This is a genomic window from Streptomyces sp. NBC_00237, assembly GCF_026342435.1.
Lineage (GTDB): Bacteria > Actinomycetota > Actinomycetes > Streptomycetales > Streptomycetaceae > Streptomyces.
The window spans coordinates 677,559-696,433 of record NZ_JAPEMT010000004.1 but is presented as its reverse complement, the minus strand read 5'-3'; the positions used below and the strand labels follow the sequence as shown (position 1 = coordinate 696,433).

The following is an 18,875-nucleotide window of genomic DNA, read 5'->3' as shown; positions in this document are numbered from 1 at the left end:
TTGGCCGAGTCGACAATCTGTCGCTTTACCCCCGGCCGACACCGTTCCAGGTTGGTGTTCCAACCCACGCCAAGGAGTCACGTGATGCGCCGTCTTCCCCCGCAGCAGACGCAAGCAGCTCTGGCCCACCACTGCGTCAACGCTTCCCTTCCCGGCGCGACAGACCGCATCACTGCGGGGCTGCGCGACAGCGGTCTCGTGGTGCTGACGGGGGTCGCTTCGCGTACCGATGTCCTGGCGCTGGCCGCCCGGATCATGACGGTCGCCGCGCATCGCGACTCCGACTCCGACGGCCTCACCACCCTGCGCGACACCCGCCGACATGCGGGGCGTGCCGGGTTCGCGGGGCTCGGGAACGGTGGCCTGGAACCGCACACCGAACGCTCCGGTATCCCGGTTCCGCCCCGGCTGATGCTGCTGGTCTGCGGGCAGGCCGCCGAAAGCGGCGGCGACAGCATTCTCGTTGACGGGCGTGCTGTGCACGCCGACCTCCTCACGCGCTCCCCCACGTCGGTCCGGGTGCTCAGCCAGCGGTGCACCGCCTACTTCGGCGGTGGTGACGGGCATCCGTCTCAGGTCTTCACCGTCTACGACGACCATCGGGTGGCCGTACGGCTGCGGCTGGACGGACTGGCCCGGTTCAGCCCGATCGTGCAACCTCACCTCCCGGTGCTCCGTACCGCGCTCCAGCGCCAGCAGGTGCGGTTGCCGCTCCTGCCGGGGCAGGGGTACGTGCTGGACAACAGCCGGTGGCTCCACGCACGGACGGCGTTCACCGGGGACCGGGTGTGCTGGCGGGCACTGGGCCAGCCCCGGTTCGTCCTCCCTGAAGGGTTCGTTCCGGACGCGGCGGCCCGACGTGCGGTCCCGGTGGGCGGGAGCGGGCAGTGGTGAGTGCACCGGCGACCACGCTCGCCTCGACCTTCATACCGCTCAGACGAGACGTACGAGACGGCTTCGCCGTGGCCTTTGCCCCCGAGGAGTCTCGCGTCGGGCAGATGCGGCGGATCACGACCGCAAAACTGCGTCACTGGAGGCTCGACGATTTGGTCGATGTTGCCACGCTGGTCGTGTCGGAGCTGGTCACCAATGCCATCCGGCACGGGAAGGCGCAGCACCCTGTCGAACTGCGGGTGTCGTACTCCGCCGACAAGCTGCATGTCCAGGTGACCGACGGCTCCTCGACTCCGGCACGGCTGCGCCCCGTGAGTGACGACGATGAAAGCGGTCGGGGTCTGTATCTGGTTGATGGCCTTGCGGACGACTGGGGTGTCAGCGAGTGCGGCACGCGGACATGGTGTTCCTTCCAGCTCCCCGCGGGGAGGTCGTGATGGTGGCCGTCACCGACGTAGCCGCGCACTCGCCGCTGGGTCAGCGGTTCGCGACCGACGACGCGACGCTGGACACGCTCCTGACGTCGCTGCGCCGTTCCGTCAGGAGCGAGCCGATCGGCGACCACGTCTACGACGCGTTGAACGCCGTACTCGATGAGGACGTACACCTCTCCCCGGCCGACGTCGATTCGCTTGCCGAGGAGTTCCGGCAGGCCGCTGTGCTGCTCGCCCGGGTCGTGCGGCACAGCGGACTCCCCTTCCCGACTGACGAGATGCGTCGGCTGTTCGCGGTGAGCGACGAACTGCCTTCCCCCTCGCATGCTCGCGGTCATGTCGTCCGCCTGGCCACCACTCTCCTGGACGTTCTGGACCTGGTGGTTGACGACACCGGGACGCCTCTCCCCTACACGCTGCCGCCGAACGGAATCCGACGATGAACACGACACCCCACCGGCCCGACATCGCCCGTGACCTCCAGGAGCGAGCGGACGCCTCCCGCGCCTTCCGGGAACGGTTCGCACGGGGTCAACTCAGCGACGAGGAAACCCGGTTAGGTATCCATCGGACCCGGGCGAATGCGGGGGTGCTGCGGCGTCTGCTCGGCGGTCACGGGTGGCTCGGCCGTTCCCTCGTCGGCGCGGCCGGTGCGAAGGCGGCCTGGAGACTGGCCCTGCACGCCGATCATGACCCTGAACTTCAACGGCTGGCCCTGCGCCTGCTGACGGAGGCCGTGAGGCGGCAGGAAGCGCCGATTCAGCAGTGGGCTCACCTGCACGACCGCTGTCTCGTGGGCGCCGGACACCTCCAGTTGTATGGGACGCAGCACCGCCTGGACGCGGGCGGTCAGCTGGTGCGGCTGCCGGTGAGTGTGCCGGAGGAGTTGGATTCCCGGCGGGCCACTGTGGGCCTGCCGCCCGCCGCCGTCGCGTACGACGCACTGCGCCGCCGGTACGTCCCCGTCCCGAACGGCACCCCAGGCGGGGACGATCCGCCGGGCGACGAAGAGCCGGTGCTCTTGGGGCAACTGGTCGGGAGCGCGGCATGAGCCAGCTCATCGACGGCGGGGCTCCCGGGCTCCCGGCAGTTCCGTCCGCGACGCCCGTGCTGGCCGCTCGTGAGGTCGACGTCCTGAGCCTGGCCGCCTTGGGTCTGACGAACCGTGCCATCGCCCGGCGGCTCGGCATGACCATGCACACGGTCAAGGTGCACCTGCGCCGGGTCCGGGACCGGGTCGGTGCCCGGCCCCGCCCGGCGGTGGTCGGCGTCTCCTACCGGCTCGGGCTGCTGCCGCTGCCGCCACTGCCGGACGGTGAGCGCCCGGTCCTGCCCGCCCAGAAGCTCCGCATCATGAGCATCCTGGCCGCTGGCGGTGACATCTACGACGCCGCCAAGGCCCTGGGGATCTCCGCCTCAACGGCCCGCACATACGCGTACAGGACGCTCCAGAACCTGGGTACGCACGACCGGACGCACGCGGTGCACCTGCTGTACGCGTGGCGCTTCCTCCCCGTCGACGGACACCCGCCGCACTCCGCCACCCGCCCTCGCAGCCCGTCCCTCCCTGCGACAGCGGCCACACCACAGTTTTGGGGCTGTCCACCTGACCGCCTCGGGTGCCGTCCTTCCGACGGCACCACCGCAGAAATGGCCTCTTGGCCATCGAAAACGAAGGAGAGAACGGCACATGAACACGGACAACGACGCGTTTGACCTCGACATCAGCGTCCTGGAATCCGGCGACGGAGCTGCCGCGCTGATCAACCTCACCGACGACAACTGCGGCAGCACCTGCTCCAGCCCCTGCGCGACGAACGTCGCCTGACCTATCCGCCCGTCCTCTCAATCCCCGAGGAGATCCCGATGGACGGCACAACCTCCCGAACCACCCGCCCGGCGCCCGACGACGCCTTCGATCTGGACATCAGCGTCCTGGAGTCCGGTGACGGCTCCGCGAGCTTGATCAACCTGACCGACGACGGATGCAAGCCGAGCTGCAAGGGGTCCTGCGCCACGAACGTGGCCTGACCCGCACGCATCACCTGGTGCTGGCCGAGCGGATCTGCTCCGCCCGGCCAGCACCAGCACCCGAATCGGAAGCAGGAGGGCTCAAGAGCATGAGGCGCGACGTGTTGTACCAGAGCGCAGGTCCCGCGCTCGTCCGTGCGGCCCGCTATGCCCGTCTGCCGCTGCCGCCTCTGCCGGAGGTATCCGACGGCTCTCCGGCTGAAGTACAGCGGTGGCATGAGTGGTTGCGGGCGGTGTGGGCGCACAAGGAGGTCGCCGAGCTGGTGGAGCAGTCCAGTCCGGGCTTCGCCCGGCACCTGGACACCCTGTGCGCCGAGTCGGCGCGGGACGCGCGGCAGGTCCGCCGCACGTTGGTGTCGCTGATGCGATACGTGCAGCGGATCACGGGGCGGGCGACACCGAACGGGGTGGCCGCCGGCGTTGCCCCCGCCACGTTCGGTACACGTACTCAGGTGCGTTGGGGGGCGTGGCACCGCGCTGTGGCCGTGGTGGATGACGTGTGGGTCACCGGTCTCGTTCGCCGTCTTGAGGACGATCCGGCTCTGTTGCTCGGCCTTCCTGTAGTGGCGAACATGGCGGCCTTCGTCCGGGGGCGCCGGTTGGTCGTTCCCTATCCGCCCTCGAACCTCCCGGGCTGTCGTCCGCCTGCTGAGGTGTCCTTGCGGTACACCTCCGCGGTTCGGGCTGCGGTGGAGGAGGCCCAGTCGCCGATCGTGTTCGAGGTTCTCGCGCAGAAGATGCGCGCCGAGTTCGACCAGGTTCCTGTGGAGCGTTTTCAGGGTTTGCTGGCGAACCTTGTGCGCAGCGGAGTGCTCGTGACGGCGCTCCATGCTCCGTCCACCACGCTCGACCCGCTCGGTCACCTCCTCCAGACCGTCGCATCCGCAGAAGCTCAGGAACTCGGCGGCGTTGCAGCGCAGTTCGAGGAGGCTCGGGCGATGTGGAGGGGGGTGCGGCAGCACAACCAGGCCCTCGCCGCGTCCGACGGGCGGCGTCTGCGGGGTGCGCTCCACCACAGGATGGTGCGGCGAGGCGCCGAGCGGCCTTTGGCGGTGAACCTGCGTCTGGACAGTTCGGTGGTTCTGCCCCAACAGGTTCTCCGCGAGGCCGAGTCGGCGGCGACCGTGCTGGCCCGGCTGTCGCCGGCGCCCTTTGGTACGCCGGGCTGGAAGGCGTACCACGTGCGCTTCTTCGAGAAGTACGGCATCGGTTCATTGGTCCCACTGCGCGACGTCGTCGACCCGGATGTAGGGCTGGGCTTTCCTCCCGGCTATCTGGACAGTGAGGTCGAGCCGCGCGAACCCCTGACGAAGCGGGAACAGCTCCTGCTGGCCCTCGCCCAGACCGCTGTCCTGACAGGTGGGCAGGAAGTCGTCCTGGATGACCGGCAGGTGGCTGAGATCGGCGGCGATCGGGACGAGATGCGGGTGCCGCCGCATATGGAAGTCGTCTTCGAGATCGGGGCAGATTCGGAAGTCGCTTTGGACCAGGGGGACTTCGTGCTCTCCGCCGTGCATCCGACGCGGGGCATCGGCACGACGAGTGGTCGCTTCCTCGACCTCCTGGAGGGCGGCGACCGTGCCCGTGCCGCAACGGTTCTGGGGAACCTGCCGACGAACACCCCGGGGGCGCTGCCGGTGCAGCTGTCCTTCCCGCCACTCAACCGCAATCACGCCACGGTCGCCCGGGTACCGCAGGTGTTGTCCTGCGTGGTCAGCGTCGCCGAGTACCGGCCCGACGGGGCGGAGTCGATCAGCCTGGATGATCTGGCGGTGGGCTGTGACCGCAGCCGCCTGTACGTGGTGTCGTTGTCCCGCAGGCGGGTGGTCGAGCCGCACGTGCTGCACGCGCTCGATCTTCGGGCGCACACTCCGCCGCTCGTACGGTTCCTTGCCGAGATCAGCCGGGCCCAGTCGGCGGTGGTGACGGACTTCGCGTGGGGGGCCGCTGCGGCGCTGCCGTACCTGCCGCGGGTGCGGTACGGGCGTGCGGTGCTCTCCCGGGCTCGGTGGCTGCTGCACACCCAGGACGTTCCCGGCCCGTCGGCGTCATGGGCGCAGTGGCATACGGCGGTGGAGGAGTGGCGGGGTCTCCGGCGTGTGCCTTCGGCGGTGTCGCTGACGGAGGGAGACCAGTGCCTGCCGCTGGATCTTTCGCAGAGTGCCCACCGTGCGATCCTGCGCGCCCACCTCGCGTCATCCCCGACCGCCGTCCTGACCGAATCCGCCGTGCGCGGGAGCGGCTGGTTCGGTGGGCGTGCTCACGAAGTCGTCGTTCCCCTTTCCGCGACCCGGGTCCCAGCCTGGCCGGTGGTGCCGCCGGTGGCCGAGGAGCGGATGCTCTCCCGTGATCATGGGCACCTGCCCGGTTCGTCCCCGTGGCTGCTCGTCCAGCTCTACGGGCATCCGGAGCGGCAGGCTGAAATTCTGGGCCACCACCTGCCGGATCTGCTGGCCAGGTGGGAGAGCGCACCGGCCTGGTGGTTTCTGCGCTACCAGGACCCGCGCCCGCACCTTCGGCTGCGTCTCGCCGTCCCCCAGGACACCGACGTCGGGGTGGCAGTCACACGGGTCAGCGAGTGGGTAGCCCGACTACGGGGTGCCGGTCTCGTCAGTGATCTGAAGTTCGCCACCACCTATCCGGAGACCGGTCGGTGGGGGCGCGGTCCTCTGATGGCCGCTGCGGAAGAGGTCTTCGCCGCCGATTCCCGGGTCCTGGCCGTGCAGTTCACGCACCCGCACGGGCGTACTCCGCGGGCGCTCACCGCCGCGAACTTCTGCGCGATTGCCGCCGCGTTCACAGGGAGCCTGGCCGAGGGCATGGAGTGGCTGATCAAGTACGGAAAGGTCGCCGGGCCCCGGGCGTTGAACCGTGCCGAAGTCGACGAGGTTGCACGGCTGGCCAGTCCGGGAACGGGCCGGGCCGTGCTGGAGGCGCTGCCCGGCGGGGCCGCCCTCGTGCACGCGTGGGACGAGCGTGCCCGCGTGCTGGCCGCGTATCGGGCCTTGGTGGACGGGGACGACAGTCTTCGGTCGGAGGCCGTGCTCGGTTCCCTTCTGCACGCCCACCACATCCGGGCCGCCGGGATCAACAAGGACGACGAACGCACCTGTATGCGGCTCGCTCGCGCTGCCGCCCGCGCATCGGAGGCCAGGCAGCGATGACGACACAGACCACCGACCTTCGCCAAGAGGCCCGCGCAGCGGCCGATGTTCTCGCCGACCGCCTCGCGTCGCCCACCGAGGTGCGTCACCTCCCGCTGTCCCAGGGGTGGTGGCCCCAGTCGCTGGCGCACGGTGCGCTCGGCGTGGCCCTGCTGCACATCGAGCGGGCCCGCAGCGGTGACGGCACCTGGCAGCGTGCCCACGACTGGCTCGCCTGTGCCGCAGCGGAGCAGGCGGTGGGCGGCGACGACAGCCACCTCTACTACGGGGTCCCCGCGCTCGCCTTCGTCGTGCACCTGGCCGCCGAGGACCGTCCCGGGCAGTACGGACGTGCCCTCGCCACGCTCGACAAACACGTACGTGCGCTGGTCCGCAGCCGGCTGGAGAAGGCGCACGCCCGGATGGATGCGGGACGGTGGCCTGCGCTCGCGGAGTTCGACACCATCCGCGGGCTGACCGGTCTCGGTGCTCTGCTGCTGCGGCGAGAGGAGCACGCCGACCTGGCACGTGACGTCCTCGCCTACCTGGTGCGGCTCACGGAGCCGGTGCGCCACGGAGGGGAAAGCCTGCCGGGGTGGTGGAGCGACCTGGCGCCATCCGGGAAGCCGTCCCCGGCAGAGTTCCCGGGCGGCCACGCCAACAACGGGGTCGCGCACGGCATCAGCGGGCCGCTCGCCCTCCTGTCCCTGGCCGCACTGCGGGGCATCACCGTCCCCGGGCAGATGGAGGCGATCGGCCGGATCTGCTCCTGGCTCGACCGGTGGCAGCAACACCCGTCGACGGGAGTGTGGTGGCCGCACTGGATCACCCGGGCACAGCTGGGGAACGAGCTCCCAGGGGCTGGACCTGCACGCCCTTCCTGGTGCTACGGGACGGCCGGGTTCGCACGCACCCAGCAGCTTGCCGCGCTGGCCACCGACGACCTTGCCCGGCAGCGCAACGCCGAACAAGCCTTGCTCCAGGCCATGACGCACCCTGCCCAGCGCCATCAGACCGCAGACCTGTCGTTGTGCCACGGGTTCGCCGGGCTCGCCTACCTCACGCAACGCTCAGCCGAGGACGCCGTCACCGCCGGGCTTCAGGAATGCCTGCCGGAGCTGATCTCGCCGATCACCGCGCATCCGCCCACGGTTCTCGCCGACCAGTTGCTTGCCACACCCGGCGGAGGGGACATCGGGCTCCTCGAAGGGGCGGCCGGCATAGCCCTCGCGCTCCACAGCTACCAGGCCCAACGCCCCGCCGTTTCCGGCTGGGACGCCTGCCTGCTCATCCACTGACGACACGGAGAAGGGGCCCCGTGACCACCACCGCCTGGCCACAGCGCGTCATCGAGTTCACTCACTGGGAGAACGCCGAGGACATCGCTGCGGCTCACCTGCTGCCCGCCTTCACGGACTTGGGTCTCACCCAGTGGTCCTTCGTCCGCAAACACCCCACGTGGCGGCTGCGCTTCCAGCCCACCGACAGCGAAACCGTGCACGGTCTGGACGTCACACTTCACCGCCTGGCCGGCGCGGGAGACCTGCGTACCTGGACCACGGGCATCTACGAGCCGGAAACACACGCCTTCGGCGGCCCGGCCGGAACGGAGATCGGGCACGCCTTCTTCCACGACGACAGTCTCCTCGTCCTTCAGGACCGGACACGTGCGAAGGCCGGACGCCTCGGGCGCCGTGAGCTCGCGCTCCTGCTGCCCAGCGTGGCCATGCGCGCGGCCGGGCTTGACTGGTACGAGCAGGGCGACGTGTGGGCGAAGGTCGCCGCCGAACGTCTCCCCGCCCCGGGCTCGCTGCCGGAGAGCACGCGGACGGCTGCACATCGGCTGATGACGGTCGACTGCGGCCCGGCGACCGGATTGGTGGCGGGCGGCCGACTCGCCTACCTGGCCGAGTGGATAGCCGCTTGCGAGCGGCTCGGCCAGGGCCTCGCCCACCTCAACCAGCAAGGTGAGCTGGGGCGAGGGATACGGGCTGTCCTGGCCCATCACGTGATCTTCCACTGGAACCGCCTGGGCCTCGTACGTGAGGACCAGAACACCCTGTCCACTCTCGCGAAAGAAGCAGTCATGGGAATGAGTGAGCACACCGCGTCCACCCCGAAGTCGGGGGCCGAGAACACTACGGTCGGCGACGTGAACGGCACCACCGTGGATGAGACGGCCGCCGACCGGCTGCGCACCAAGTTGGTCGACGAGCTGGTGACGGAGGGGAACGTGCACAGCCCTCAGATCGAACAGGCCATGCGGACCGTTCCGCGCCACCTCTTCGTACCGGACGCCCCGCTGGAAGCGGCGTACTCCAACGCCCCGGTGAACACCAAACTCGATGAGACCGGCGCCCCGATCAGCTGTGCGTCCCAGCCCGACATCGTCGGCATGATGCTCGAACAGCTCGACGTCCAACCCGGCCAGAACGTACTGGAGTTGGGTGCGGGCACCGGCTTCAACGCCGCGCTCCTCGGCCACCTGGTCGGCGAGAAGGGACGTGTCACGACCATCGACGTCGACGAGGACATCGTGGCCGGTGCCCGCGCCGGACTCGCCGCCGCCGGCATCACGAACGTGACCGTCATCCTCGGCGACGGAGCTGTCGGCCACCTCAAGAACGCACCGTATGACCGCATCGAAGCGACCGTCGGTGCGCACGCCATCCCCGGGGCCTGGCTCGACCAACTCGCCCCCGGCGGAAGGCTGCTCACCCCGATCCGGCTGCGCGGAAGCGTCTCCCGCTCCATCGCCTTCGAACGGCAGCAGGGTGCGTGGCGCAGCGTCGGCAGCGCGATGAACACCTTCATGCCGCTGCGACGGGGCATCGCCGACGATCCGCGGGTGTTCGTGCCGCTGGTGGCAGACGGCTCGGTGCAGCTGGTCACCAACGGCGATCAGAAGGCCGACGCCGAGGCGCTCGCCGACGTCCTGCACCAGCCCCGCACAGAGACGTGGACGGGGGTGAACTTCCGGGGTCCGGAGTCCGCCGAGTGGCTGGAGCTCTGGCTGACCTGCACCATGCCGAACGGACTCAGCCGGATGCCCGCCCAGCCTGCGGCCCTCCGGGACAGTCTCCTCAGCAACCCCTACCCGAGCTCGACGGCCGTCTTCGAAGGCGGCACCCTGACCTACCTCACCCGCCGCAAGGCAACGGCGACAGCCTCCGACGGGGCCACACTCCACGAGTTCGGTGTCATCGGCCACGGCCCCGGAGCCACCGATCTCACGGAGCGTGTGGTGGAGGAGGTCAGGTGGTGGGACCGTGAGTTCCGCGGGCGCGAGGTCGTCTTCGAAATCCAGGCCCTCACCACCGAACTGCCCGCCGCTCGGCCGGGCCGGTTCGCCCTCGACAACGGCCTCAACCGGCTCGTGATCGAGTGGCAGTGACATGGACGCTGACGGGATAGCCCAGCGTTTCCCGCTGGTCGCACGTCCACGCCCGGTGTGTGCCACGCTCGCGGCACGCATCCGGGAAGTCAGCACACTGGCTGAGGCCGCCCGCCACGACGGCGGCCTCAGCTCCGGTGCCGCGGCACTGAACCGGGCAGCTCTCATCGCCAGCGACTGCGGGCTGCCCGGCCTCGCCCGTGACCTGTGCTGGACCCACGCCGACCTCTACCTCAACGCCCCACCGCTCACCGGACAGACAGCGCGGTACGCCCTCGAACCCCTCGTCAACCTCGCCCGCCTCCTCATCCGGGACGGGCAGGGCCTGAAGGGATACCAGCTGCTGACCGGGTTGTACGAGGCCGTACGGAACCGGCAAATCGCGACCATCGCGTCCCGCTCTGTGTCCTTCGAGGCCCTGACCGCCACGGCGGACGAGCACCGGCAGGTCTGCGAATGGCTGTGGACCGTCCTGCTGGGCGACGGGACACGGGCCCTGGTCAAGGATCGGCTGTGGAGCGAAGCCCGAGCCCATGCCACCGAGTGCAGAGGGATCGGCAAGAGGCTGCTCGACGGGCGTCAGGTCGTCGTTGTCAGCGCCTGCCTTGGTGGGTATCCCGATCGGGCACTTCGCGTTCTGCGCCAAACCCACCTGGGCGAGGAGTGGGAGGGTCCAGTGAATGCCTGCCTGACCACGCTGTGCCTCGCTCTGGCTGAAGAGCCTACCGCGGCCGCCGAAGCGGCGATGGTGGAGCAGTACCTAGCCCTGGATGGAGAGCCCGAACTCGCCGTTTTCCGGGCCCGCGTCGGGCTGACCGTCCTCGCGCTCGCACCGAACGCGGGCGCGCATGTCGTTGCTCGCCTCGTCAACGATGCGACAACCGCGCAGGACGGCTACGTCGCCCGAGACGTTCTGGCTACCAAGTCGTACTCCCCGGTCGTGACTGACCGGGAGCGCAGGGGGCTGACCTCTGTTGTGGTCTCGGCAGGTCTCGACCTAGGACACCTGCCAACCGCGCTGGCAGACCTTCTTGACGCGGCGGTGTGCACAGCTGCGACGGCGATCCAACACCACCTCGCACTGCGGCGCCTGGTGGGCGGTTGAACGTCAAGGGTAGAACTGCCCCCGGAGTGCCGTCAGGCAGCGGTGTTCGGTCCAGCACCTTTACGGATGCATCAGCCGTTCCGAACCACCGGCAGCATGTCATCGCTCCGGAACAGCAGCTTCTGCTCTCATAGGCCGCCGCGATGCACCTTTGGTTAACACTTCTCGGGTACCAACCAGACCCTGCGCCACCGCGCCGGCGCGCGTCCGAGTTAACGGATCACGCGGCACGGCGCGGCGGAGTCGAGCGAGCGATGTATCTCCCGCGGTTCGGTAGTCATTGCGCTGTTCGGTTACCGCGGGAAGCTCTTGCGGCAGGGGTCACCACAGGTGAAGCGGAGTGGCCGAGTCAGCTCTGTGCAGGTTGCAGGCTCGCGTGGCGTCGTTTGGATCCGAGGGTCTGCACGCCCAGGACGCCGGTTGCAAGGATGGCGAAGATGGCACCGGTCCACATGGCGGGGGCTGAGCTGCTGTCGCCCGTCCCGCTGATGGCAGCTCCGCCGATGGCGCTGCCGGCTACGACGCCCAGGGTGATGACGGACGTGTGCACGGTGTTGACCAGGTTTCCGGCTCCGGATACTTCGACGACCCGGAAGACGAGTGCGGGGTTCATCGTGACGCCGACGAGGCCGACCAGGAGCACACCGGGCAGAGCGGCCCACGGCAGGTGGGCGAAGGCCGCGAGAAGCACCAGCGAAGCGGCCAGGACGAGATGGCCGATGCGCAGCAGGGTGACCGCGTGGCGGTCTGCATAGCGGCCTACCAGGTTGTTGCCGATGACGGTGCACAGGCCGTAGCCGAAGAGGATCGCAGTGGTCGCGTTGGAGGAGAAACCTGCGTCTTGTTCCAGCAGCGGGGTGAAGTAGGAGAAGGCGCCGTAGGTCGCGCCGATGGTGAGCAGGCTGACGAGGAAGCGGCTCCACAGGCGGGGTGAGCGGAGTTGCTGGAGTTCGTCGGCGGTGGTCTGTGCGGAGGCCGCAGGCAGGACGGGAAGGGTGCGAAGGTCAAGCAGGACGATGAGCAGGCCGGCGGCGCCGAGGATGACGAAGCTCGTCTGCCAGTTCCATGCGGTGGCGATGGCGTGGCTGATGGGCAGGCCGAGGACGGCGCCGAGCATGAGTCCGTTGAGCACGATGGAGATCGAGGACGCAATGCGGTCGGGGGTGGGGGCGAGCCTGGCGGCCATGGTCAGGGTGAGGCCGAACACGGCGCCGCCGAGAGTTCCGGTGAGCAGTCGCAGGGCTGCGATCCACCAGTAGTTGTGAATCAGAGGGACGGCCGCTTCGAGTACCGCGTAGGTGGTGACGACGCCCAGGAGCGCGGCCTTGGGCGGAACCTTACGCAGAACCCACGCGATGAGCGGGCCGCCGAGGGCCATGCCGAAGGAGTAGATCGAGATGAAGGCACCGATCGCGGCGGTCGAAGCACCGAGGCTACGGGCCATGTCGGGCAGCATGCCCATCGTCTGCAGCTCGCTCATCGCGACGAGGAGCAGCGTAAGCATGAGCCAGTAGAGAGGTCGTTTGTTCACGGGAGAAGCTCTTTCTGTATTTCAGAATCCAAAATTTGGGCAAGCGGAACCACGCAAGTGCCGCACACAGTCGCTCACGCCAGCAGAGAACGGAGTCCGTCGAGCGCGATCCGATGCAGCGTCTCAGGAGTGATTCCGCTCTGCGCCGTCACACGGAGGCCCGCGATGAGGGTGTTGATCAGGAGTGCACCTTCACCGGCATCAGGGCCTTCGGGGACACTCCCGTCGATGCGACCTGCCCGGATGGCACCTTCGAGCAGGTCGAGACGCTTCCGCAGGTCTCGGTCGAGAATGCGCGCGATACGTTCGTCGCGCGCCCTCAAGTCGGGATTCATCAGCGCGTGCACACCCATACAGCCGGCGGCGCGCCCTTCGCTGCGAGCCACTCGCTCCTCATCGACGATGGCACCGATCAGCTTCTGGATCCGTTCGGCACCCGTAAGGGAAGTGTCCGTAAGGATCGACGCCTGACGTCCGCACATGGTGGCCGCGTAGTGTTCCAGGGCCTGCACGAACAGCTCATCTTTGGACGTAAAGGCGTTGTACAGGCTGCTGCGCCGCAGACCGGCGGCTTCACACAGCTGCTCGGTCGACGTGTCGGCATAGCCGTGGACGCGGAACTGCGCGGCAGCCGCCTCAAGGACCGCATTCTCGTCAAAGGCGCGTGGTCTGGCCATATGAGAACACTATCAGATTCTGGATTCCACAATCCACAACCATGAGTAGCAACTCCCATCAATCGCCCAGAGCAAGCTGCAGAGTTCCCACGGGCCCGGACCAACTCTCCTTCATGGGGGCGGCGTTCCCACCGAAGCCCGCCCAGGCACCGCCCCTCGCGTATCGGACATGAGGCCGTGTCCCCTTGGCAGTCGGCGTGGAAGGAGAGGCCGCCCCGAAGGAGGACCACGGTGATGAACTCAGCGAGCTGGGATGCTGGGAGCGCCCACGCGCCCTGCCCGCAGGGCGGCGATCAGCAGGAGTACCCCGGTAACCGCTGAGGTCGCAATGAGTTGCGGACGGGTCTCCGGGGTGACGGCCATGAGGAGCAGGGCACCGGCCAGGGCTGCCACGGCAAGCCACGACAGGTACGGATGCCACCACATGGCCACTCGCAGATTGACCCGCGGTGTGACGGCCTCCAGCTTGCCGCGCAGGACGAGTTGTGAGCCCGCGATGGCCAGCCACACGATCAGCATCGTCGCGCCGATTGTCTTTAGCAGGAAGGGAAAGACGGTCTGTGGCCACCAGTAGATGAGCAGGACCGCCAGGAACCCGAGCCCGGTAGAGCTCAGCACCGCGGCCCTTGGAACACCTTGGGTGGAACGGGAGGCCAGCCAGGCGGGACCCTGTTGACGCACGCCGAGGGACTGGGCCATGCGGGAAGCCGCGTACACATTCGCATTGAGAGCGGAGAACAGCGCGACAAGGACTACGACGTCCATCAGGCCAGCTGCGGCGGGCACACCCAGGCGATCCAACACCGCGACAAAAGGGCTGCGGACGACGGATGCCGCGTCCCACGGCAGGAGCGTGATCACGACGGTGATGCTGCCGACGAAGAACACCAGAACGCGCCACACCGTCGCACGAACGGCGCGGGCTACGGCAGACGGCGGGTCGCTGGTCTCGGCGGCGGCGATCGTGACGACTTCCATGCCGCCGAACGATGACAGGACCAAAATGAAGCCTGTGACTACTGCCCACCAACCATGCGGCAGGAATCCGCCGTGCCCGGTCAAGTTGGTGAGCCCGGGAACGTCGGTGTGCGGCAATGCTCCGCTCACCGCGAGGGCTCCGAGAACGAGAAAGGCCAAGATCGCCGCGACCTTGATGCCCGCGAACCAGAACTCGAATTCTCCGAACAGCCCCACCGCGGCGAGATTCAGTCCGGTGAACAAGGACATCACCATGAGGGCCATTGCCCACTGGGGAATCGAGGGGATCCAGGCGTGCAGGGTAGCCGCCGCCGCAGTCGCCTCGGCAGCGATGGCCACACAGAGGGTCCACCAGTGCAGCCACCCCACCGTGAAGCCGGCCCACGGTCCGAAAGCCTTCTGGGCGTAGGTGGAGAACGACCCCTGGTCGGGTGTGACCGCCGCTAGTTCGCCGAGCATGCGCATGACCAGGATCGTGACGCCGCCCGCGAGGAGGTAGGACAGGACGATGGCCGGTCCGGCATGAGCAATTCCCATGCCGGAGCCAACAAACAGACCGGAGCCGATCGCTCCGCCCAACCCCAACATGGTCAGGTGCCGGGTACGCAACACCGTTGAACCGCTATGCGCCGGTGCGGGCGTCATGAGCATTTTCTGTGTCTCCGCGAGTGAGGCCGGACGGTCGGTGATCGACGGCAAAATGAACGTCAACGCCCTACTGGCTGCGGCTGGATGTCCTCGGAGCTGCTGGGCCGACTCGTCGCCGCTGCCGCTTCGACGGATGGGGTCGTCTCCGGGTGACGTGGCTTGCTCCAGCGTTTCATTGCCGGGTTTTCCACCCCGGTGTGCAGCAGCCAGGCGAAGCCCAGGCTGACAGCCAGGTACAGCAGGATGACGGCGGCTCCTGCCGCCGAGCTGAAGGACGTGTCGAAACCGATCAGCTTGCGGACTTCAGTGAGCACCACGCCGTGCACCATGTAGAACGCGAACGACACCTCCCCCAGCCACAGCATCACGCGCCCGCGGAAGAGCGAGCTGTCACCGCGCAGATCCCGTACGGCCATGGTCGGGATGAGCAGGGCCAGCGGGATCACCACGGTGGCGTTGAGGCCATAGAGCCACGGCACCTGGAAGGAGAGCACGTACCCGGTCACCAGGAGCAGCACGACCGGTACCAGGGGGATCCGTATCCAGCGGCCGCTGAGCACCATGCGGGCCAGCAGGATGCCGAGGACGAATTCCAGTGTCCGTACCGGCGGCAGCATGTAGACGGCCCAGTACTGCACCTCGGACACGGGGAAGCCGGTAGGCATCGTGCCGCCGGGCAGCAGACCGTACCCGAGCGCGGGTACGACGATCACGGCCGCGACCACACCGGCGGCCCAGACCCACAGGCGGGCCGGGGAGATCTTTTTGATCCAGCGGTACAGCAACGGGAAGCAGAGGTAGAAGAACAGCTCGCAACCGAGCGACCAGCTGGGCGGGTTGACGCTGATGTAGGTGTCGGCCCGGGGGACCCACGGGTGCACCATGAACAGGTTGGGCAGCCACTGGCGCCAGGTGGTCGTGGCGGCAGCGAACAGGATCATGGCTGCCGCAAAGGTCACCGCGTGGTTCGGAAAGAGCTTGGCGACACGGCGGCGTATGAACCGTCGGGGCGTGTCGTGGGGACGGGCCGAGTAGGTGAGGACGAAGCCGCTCAGGATGAAGAAGAAGGAAACCCCCACCCAGCCGGCCTTGCTGACGACCTGTGCGTACGTCTCCGCCGCGTCACCGCTGAACGGGTTGATGGGTTCCGGTCCCATCAGCGAGGAGTGGAAGAAGAAGACGAGCACGGCGGCGACGAAGCGCATCCCCGTCAGTGAGGGCAGTCTGGTGAAGGACGAGGGTCTGTCCGGACTGGGAGCGGAAGTGGACACGGGCATGGGGCAAGCCTTCGGGGACGTGGTGGTGGATGGGGGGAGCGTGGCGGCCGGAGCCGTGCCCGGACGTGCGGACGTCCGGGCACGGCTGCGCGAGTATGCGTTTCGGCCGTCGGTCGAGACGTGGCGTCAGATGTTTGTTCCGCCGTCCACGGCGAACGCGGCCCCGGTGATGAAGCCTGCTTCGGGGCCCGCCAGGTAGGCGGCCATCGACGCTATGTCCTGCGGGCTTCCGTACCGGCCGACCGCCGTCAGCCCCTTCTGGAACTCGGCGGCCGGGCCGTCGGCCGGGTTCATGTCGGTGTCGATCGGGCCGGGGTTGATCTGATTCACCGTGATGCCGCGGGCCCCGAGGTCGCGGGCCAGCCCCTTGGTGAAGCCGGTCATCGCGGCCTTGCTCAGGCTGTAAAGGGTCATTCCCGGGCCGGGCACGCGATCGGCGAGGCAGCTGCCGATGGTGATGATCCTGCCGCCGGGGCTCATGTGGCGGGCGGCGGCCTGTGACGCGACGACGGTAGCCCGGATGTTCACATCCAGCGTTCGTTCGACGAGTTCGAGGGGCTGCTCCTCGAACGGGCCGGGGTTGACCGCCATGAAACCTGCGTTGTTCACCAGGATGTCGATCCGGCCGAGGGCCCCGACCGTCGTGTCCACCGCGCCGGACACTGCGGCGCTGTCGGCGGCATCGGCCTGGACGGCGTAGCCCATGCGCCCGAAGGATTCGATGTCCTTGACCACGCCCTGCGCCAGATCACGGTTGTGTACGTAGGTGACCGCGACGTCGGCGCCGTTCTCGGCGAGTCGGCGGGCTATGGCGGCGCCGATACCACGGCTGCCACCGGTGACGAGGGCTGTCTTGCCCCGCAGATCAGACATGCGTCAGTTCCTGTCCAGAGTGTCGAGAGAAGATGGATGGGGCGCGCTCATGCGACGGACGCCTGGAACGAGCCGTAGCGCGCACCGACTTCGACTGCCTTGGGGTTGTCGCTCGGGTCGAAGTGCGGGATGGGGGTGCCCGCGACGGCCGGCTTCCCGGCTTCCAGGAAGAACCGTTCAAATCCGCCGGGTGCGAAGATCACCAGCTGCCGCGCGGTGTGCACACCGCTGTTGCGGAACCGGTGGTAGGTGCCGCGCGGAATGAAGACGAAGTCACCGGCTTTCACCTCGTAGGTGCGGTCGTTGGCAAAGATCTCCAGCTGCCCGTCGAGCAGGTAGAACGCCTCGTCCTCATGGGTGTGGTTGTGCAGTGGCGGACCACCGCCGGGCGGCACGGAGGCTTCGAGCAGGGCGAGCTGTCCGTTGGACTGCTCCTTGTCGAGGAGCACGGAATAGGCGTCGCCGTTCAGCCAGACGCTTTCCCCGCCGCCTGCGGGCACGTGGAGGACCTCGCGCGGGACGGCACGGTCGTCAGCCTGGGACGCGTGGTGCGGGTCGGACGGATCGTGGGGAGTGGGCGTGTTGTGGGGGAATGACATGGCACTGCTCCTCTGATGCGGTGGGCGGGGTTCGCAGGGGCTTAGAAGAAGGGGCTGTTGGAAGCGCCGCCCAGAAGGACCTCGCCGGTGAGCCGGAGGATCGAGTCTTGGGCCACCGCGTGCTGGTTCATGGTGTTGGCATCGCGCAGCCAGCGATCCAGCGGTGACTTCTTGCGGTAGACCGAGGCCCCGCCGACCAGGTCGTAGAGGGTGTGCACGATGCGTCGCCCGGTCCGGAAGGCGTGATAGCGGGCGAGAGCAGTCGCCACGCGGCCGTCAGTGGTCATTTCGTCGCCGCGCTCCAGCGCCGTCCACTGGGCCTCCAGGCTGGTGTACACACCGGCGCGGGCGGCGGCCAGCTCCATCTCGGCCTGCGCGAGCACGGTCTGCACCCGCGGGTCCGAGGCCCAGGGGATACCGGTCTCCCGGTCAGTCCTTACTGCGGCCAGGTCCCGAACGTGGTCCAGGGCCGCACGCGCCATGCCGAGCGGTACACCGGCCATCTTGCGCAGGATCGCGTCCGGCGCGTCGTGCAGGGGGCCGGTTCGCCGGGGCGTGCTGAAGGAGAAGGTCTGCTCCTCGGGTACGAACAGATCGGTCACCGAATAGTCCCGGCTGCCGCTGCCCGCGAGGCCGGTGGTGAACCAGGTGTCGTGGATCTCGTACTGCTCGGGGCGAGCGATCATCACGCGCCAGTGCCGGTCGGCACCGGTGACGGGGTCGGGCTCGTGTTCTCCGTCGTGGTAGACGTAGCATCCGGCGGCCAGCCAGTCGCAGTGCGTCAGACCGCTGCCGAAGCGCCAGTTGCCGCTGACCCGGTAGCCACCAGGGACGCGCTCGGCCCGGCCCTGAGGGTGGATCCAGCCCGAGTTGGCCATGTCGAGCCGCGGGTACATCTCGCGTGCGACAGATTCCTCCAGGTACCCCGAGTAGATACCGGAGTCCATGCCGATCATCGAGCACCAGGCCGCGGAGGGGTCACCGGTCGCGATGGTCTCGATCAACTGGGTCTGCTGCATGGAGTTCAGCTCGGGACCGCCCCATGCCGTGGGCATCGCGGCCCGGAACACCCCGATGCCGCGAAGGAGTTCAACGACGTGCGGCGGCAGGTGACGCTGCTCCTCGATCTCGGCAGCGTGCTCGCGCAGTTGGGGCACGGCCTGGCGGGCCCGCTCCAGGACCTCTTCGGCGGTGTTCGGGACGGTGGCTTCAGCGGTGGGCGCCACCGGGGCGTCGGCGAGGGTCATCTGACCGTTCCTTTTCTGGGTGGTACGTGGGAGAGGAGAGGAAG

General features: G+C 68.4%; 18 protein-coding genes. 11 read left to right on the top strand and 7 right to left on the bottom strand.

Annotated elements, in window-relative coordinates; translation table 11 throughout:
• The first annotated feature begins 84 nt into the window (after positions 1-84).
• The 11 genes from OG897_RS35670 (at position 85) to OG897_RS35620 (ending at position 11,001) form a co-directional block, all read left to right on the top strand.
• Positions 85-894, top strand: coding sequence for a TauD/TfdA family dioxygenase (locus OG897_RS35670; RefSeq protein WP_266663601.1), 810 nt, complete (start codon positions 85-87; stop codon positions 892-894).
• Positions 888-1,331 carry an ATP-binding protein gene (locus OG897_RS35665; protein WP_266663599.1) on the top strand — a complete coding sequence of 148 codons (444 nt, stop codon included), beginning with the start codon at positions 888-890 and terminating at the stop codon, positions 1,329-1,331. The genes OG897_RS35670 and OG897_RS35665 overlap by 7 nt, the downstream gene beginning before the upstream one ends.
• Positions 1,331-1,771, top strand: coding sequence for a hypothetical protein (locus OG897_RS35660; RefSeq protein WP_266663597.1), 441 nt, complete (start codon positions 1,331-1,333; stop codon positions 1,769-1,771). The genes OG897_RS35665 and OG897_RS35660 overlap by 1 nt, the downstream gene beginning before the upstream one ends.
• A complete protein-coding gene (locus tag OG897_RS35655) occupies positions 1,768-2,379 on the top strand; it encodes a DUF6624 domain-containing protein (protein ID WP_266663595.1) in 612 nt (203 codons plus the stop codon). Before OG897_RS35660 ends, OG897_RS35655 begins: the two co-directional genes overlap by 4 nt.
• Positions 2,376-3,044: a LuxR C-terminal-related transcriptional regulator gene (locus OG897_RS35650; protein ID WP_266663593.1), complete on the top strand. Its 669-nt coding sequence runs from the start codon at positions 2,376-2,378 to the stop codon at positions 3,042-3,044. The genes OG897_RS35655 and OG897_RS35650 overlap by 4 nt, the downstream gene beginning before the upstream one ends.
• Positions 3,019-3,156 (top strand): FxLD family lanthipeptide, encoded by a 138-nt coding sequence (locus tag OG897_RS35645; protein WP_266663591.1) that lies wholly within the window; start codon positions 3,019-3,021, stop codon positions 3,154-3,156. Before OG897_RS35650 ends, OG897_RS35645 begins: the two co-directional genes overlap by 26 nt.
• Before the next feature lie 38 nt (positions 3,157-3,194).
• The gene (locus OG897_RS35640) at positions 3,195-3,359 is read left to right on the top strand and encodes an FxLD family lanthipeptide (RefSeq protein WP_266663589.1); all 165 of its coding nucleotides are present in this window, start codon (positions 3,195-3,197) and stop codon (positions 3,357-3,359) included.
• An 89-nt stretch (positions 3,360-3,448) separates the two neighbouring features.
• Entirely contained in the window at positions 3,449-6,523 is a 3,075-nt protein-coding gene (locus OG897_RS35635; protein WP_266663587.1) for a lantibiotic dehydratase, read from the top strand.
• Entirely contained in the window at positions 6,520-7,800 is a 1,281-nt protein-coding gene (locus tag OG897_RS35630) for a lanthionine synthetase C family protein (protein ID WP_266663585.1), read from the top strand. The genes OG897_RS35635 and OG897_RS35630 overlap by 4 nt, the downstream gene beginning before the upstream one ends.
• Before the next feature lie 20 nt (positions 7,801-7,820).
• The gene (fxlM, locus tag OG897_RS35625) at positions 7,821-9,896 is read left to right on the top strand and encodes a methyltransferase, FxLD system (protein ID WP_266663583.1); all 2,076 of its coding nucleotides are present in this window, start codon (positions 7,821-7,823) and stop codon (positions 9,894-9,896) included.
• A gap of 1 nt (position 9,897) precedes the next feature.
• Positions 9,898-11,001 carry a hypothetical protein gene (locus tag OG897_RS35620; RefSeq protein ID WP_266663581.1) on the top strand — a complete coding sequence of 368 codons (1,104 nt, stop codon included), beginning with the start codon at positions 9,898-9,900 and terminating at the stop codon, positions 10,999-11,001.
• Positions 11,002-11,350: 349 nt separating this feature from the next.
• Here OG897_RS35620 and OG897_RS35615 read toward each other — a convergent pair whose 3' ends face one another.
• The 7 genes from OG897_RS35615 to OG897_RS35585 form a co-directional block, all read right to left on the bottom strand.
• Positions 11,351-12,532 carry an MFS transporter gene (locus tag OG897_RS35615; RefSeq protein ID WP_266663579.1) on the bottom strand — a complete coding sequence of 394 codons (1,182 nt, stop codon included), beginning with the start codon at positions 12,530-12,532 and terminating at the stop codon, positions 11,351-11,353.
• Between the two features lie 74 nt (positions 12,533-12,606).
• Positions 12,607-13,209: a TetR/AcrR family transcriptional regulator gene (locus OG897_RS35610; RefSeq protein ID WP_266663578.1), complete on the bottom strand. Its 603-nt coding sequence runs from the start codon at positions 13,207-13,209 to the stop codon at positions 12,607-12,609.
• A gap of 240 nt (positions 13,210-13,449) precedes the next feature.
• Positions 13,450-14,832, bottom strand: a complete 1,383-nt coding sequence (locus OG897_RS35605) for an amino acid permease (protein ID WP_266663577.1) — start codon at positions 14,830-14,832, stop codon at positions 13,450-13,452.
• Positions 14,833-14,894: 62 nt separating this feature from the next.
• Positions 14,895-16,112 (bottom strand): acyltransferase, encoded by a 1,218-nt coding sequence (locus OG897_RS35600; RefSeq protein ID WP_266663576.1) that lies wholly within the window; start codon positions 16,110-16,112, stop codon positions 14,895-14,897.
• Positions 16,113-16,238: 126 nt separating this feature from the next.
• Positions 16,239-16,985 carry an SDR family NAD(P)-dependent oxidoreductase gene (locus OG897_RS35595; protein WP_266663575.1) on the bottom strand — a complete coding sequence of 249 codons (747 nt, stop codon included), beginning with the start codon at positions 16,983-16,985 and terminating at the stop codon, positions 16,239-16,241.
• Between the two features lie 47 nt (positions 16,986-17,032).
• Positions 17,033-17,584 carry a quercetin 2,3-dioxygenase gene (locus OG897_RS35590; protein ID WP_266663573.1) on the bottom strand — a complete coding sequence of 184 codons (552 nt, stop codon included), beginning with the start codon at positions 17,582-17,584 and terminating at the stop codon, positions 17,033-17,035.
• A 41-nt stretch (positions 17,585-17,625) separates the two neighbouring features.
• Positions 17,626-18,831, bottom strand: coding sequence for an acyl-CoA dehydrogenase family protein (locus tag OG897_RS35585; RefSeq protein ID WP_266663571.1), 1,206 nt, complete (start codon positions 18,829-18,831; stop codon positions 17,626-17,628).
• Positions 18,832-18,875: the final 44 nt, after the last annotated feature.

Bases quoted from the DNA above. Each gene is read 5' to 3' on its own strand.
- OG897_RS35660 (WP_266663597.1), top strand. From the start codon at position 1,331: ATGGTGGCCGTCACCGACGTAGCCGCGCACTCGCCGCTGGGTCAGCGG.
- OG897_RS35590 (WP_266663573.1), bottom strand. From the start codon at position 17,584: ATGTCATTCCCCCACAACACGCCCACTCCCCACGATCCGTCCGACCCG.
- OG897_RS35600 (WP_266663576.1), bottom strand. From the start codon at position 16,112: ATGCCCGTGTCCACTTCCGCTCCCAGTCCGGACAGACCCTCGTCCTTC.
- OG897_RS35630 (WP_266663585.1), top strand. From the start codon at position 6,520: ATGACGACACAGACCACCGACCTTCGCCAAGAGGCCCGCGCAGCGGCC.
- OG897_RS35670 (WP_266663601.1), top strand. From the start codon at position 85: ATGCGCCGTCTTCCCCCGCAGCAGACGCAAGCAGCTCTGGCCCACCAC.
- OG897_RS35595 (WP_266663575.1), bottom strand. From the start codon at position 16,985: ATGTCTGATCTGCGGGGCAAGACAGCCCTCGTCACCGGTGGCAGCCGT.
- OG897_RS35610 (WP_266663578.1), bottom strand. From the start codon at position 13,209: ATGGCCAGACCACGCGCCTTTGACGAGAATGCGGTCCTTGAGGCGGCT.
- OG897_RS35645 (WP_266663591.1), top strand. From the start codon at position 3,019: ATGAACACGGACAACGACGCGTTTGACCTCGACATCAGCGTCCTGGAA.
- OG897_RS35655 (WP_266663595.1), top strand. From the start codon at position 1,768: ATGAACACGACACCCCACCGGCCCGACATCGCCCGTGACCTCCAGGAG.
- OG897_RS35635 (WP_266663587.1), top strand. From the start codon at position 3,449: ATGAGGCGCGACGTGTTGTACCAGAGCGCAGGTCCCGCGCTCGTCCGT.
- OG897_RS35620 (WP_266663581.1), top strand. From the start codon at position 9,898: ATGGACGCTGACGGGATAGCCCAGCGTTTCCCGCTGGTCGCACGTCCA.
- OG897_RS35640 (WP_266663589.1), top strand. From the start codon at position 3,195: ATGGACGGCACAACCTCCCGAACCACCCGCCCGGCGCCCGACGACGCC.
- OG897_RS35605 (WP_266663577.1), bottom strand. From the start codon at position 14,832: ATGACGCCCGCACCGGCGCATAGCGGTTCAACGGTGTTGCGTACCCGG.
- OG897_RS35650 (WP_266663593.1), top strand. From the start codon at position 2,376: ATGAGCCAGCTCATCGACGGCGGGGCTCCCGGGCTCCCGGCAGTTCCG.
- OG897_RS35585 (WP_266663571.1), bottom strand. From the start codon at position 18,831: ATGACCCTCGCCGACGCCCCGGTGGCGCCCACCGCTGAAGCCACCGTC.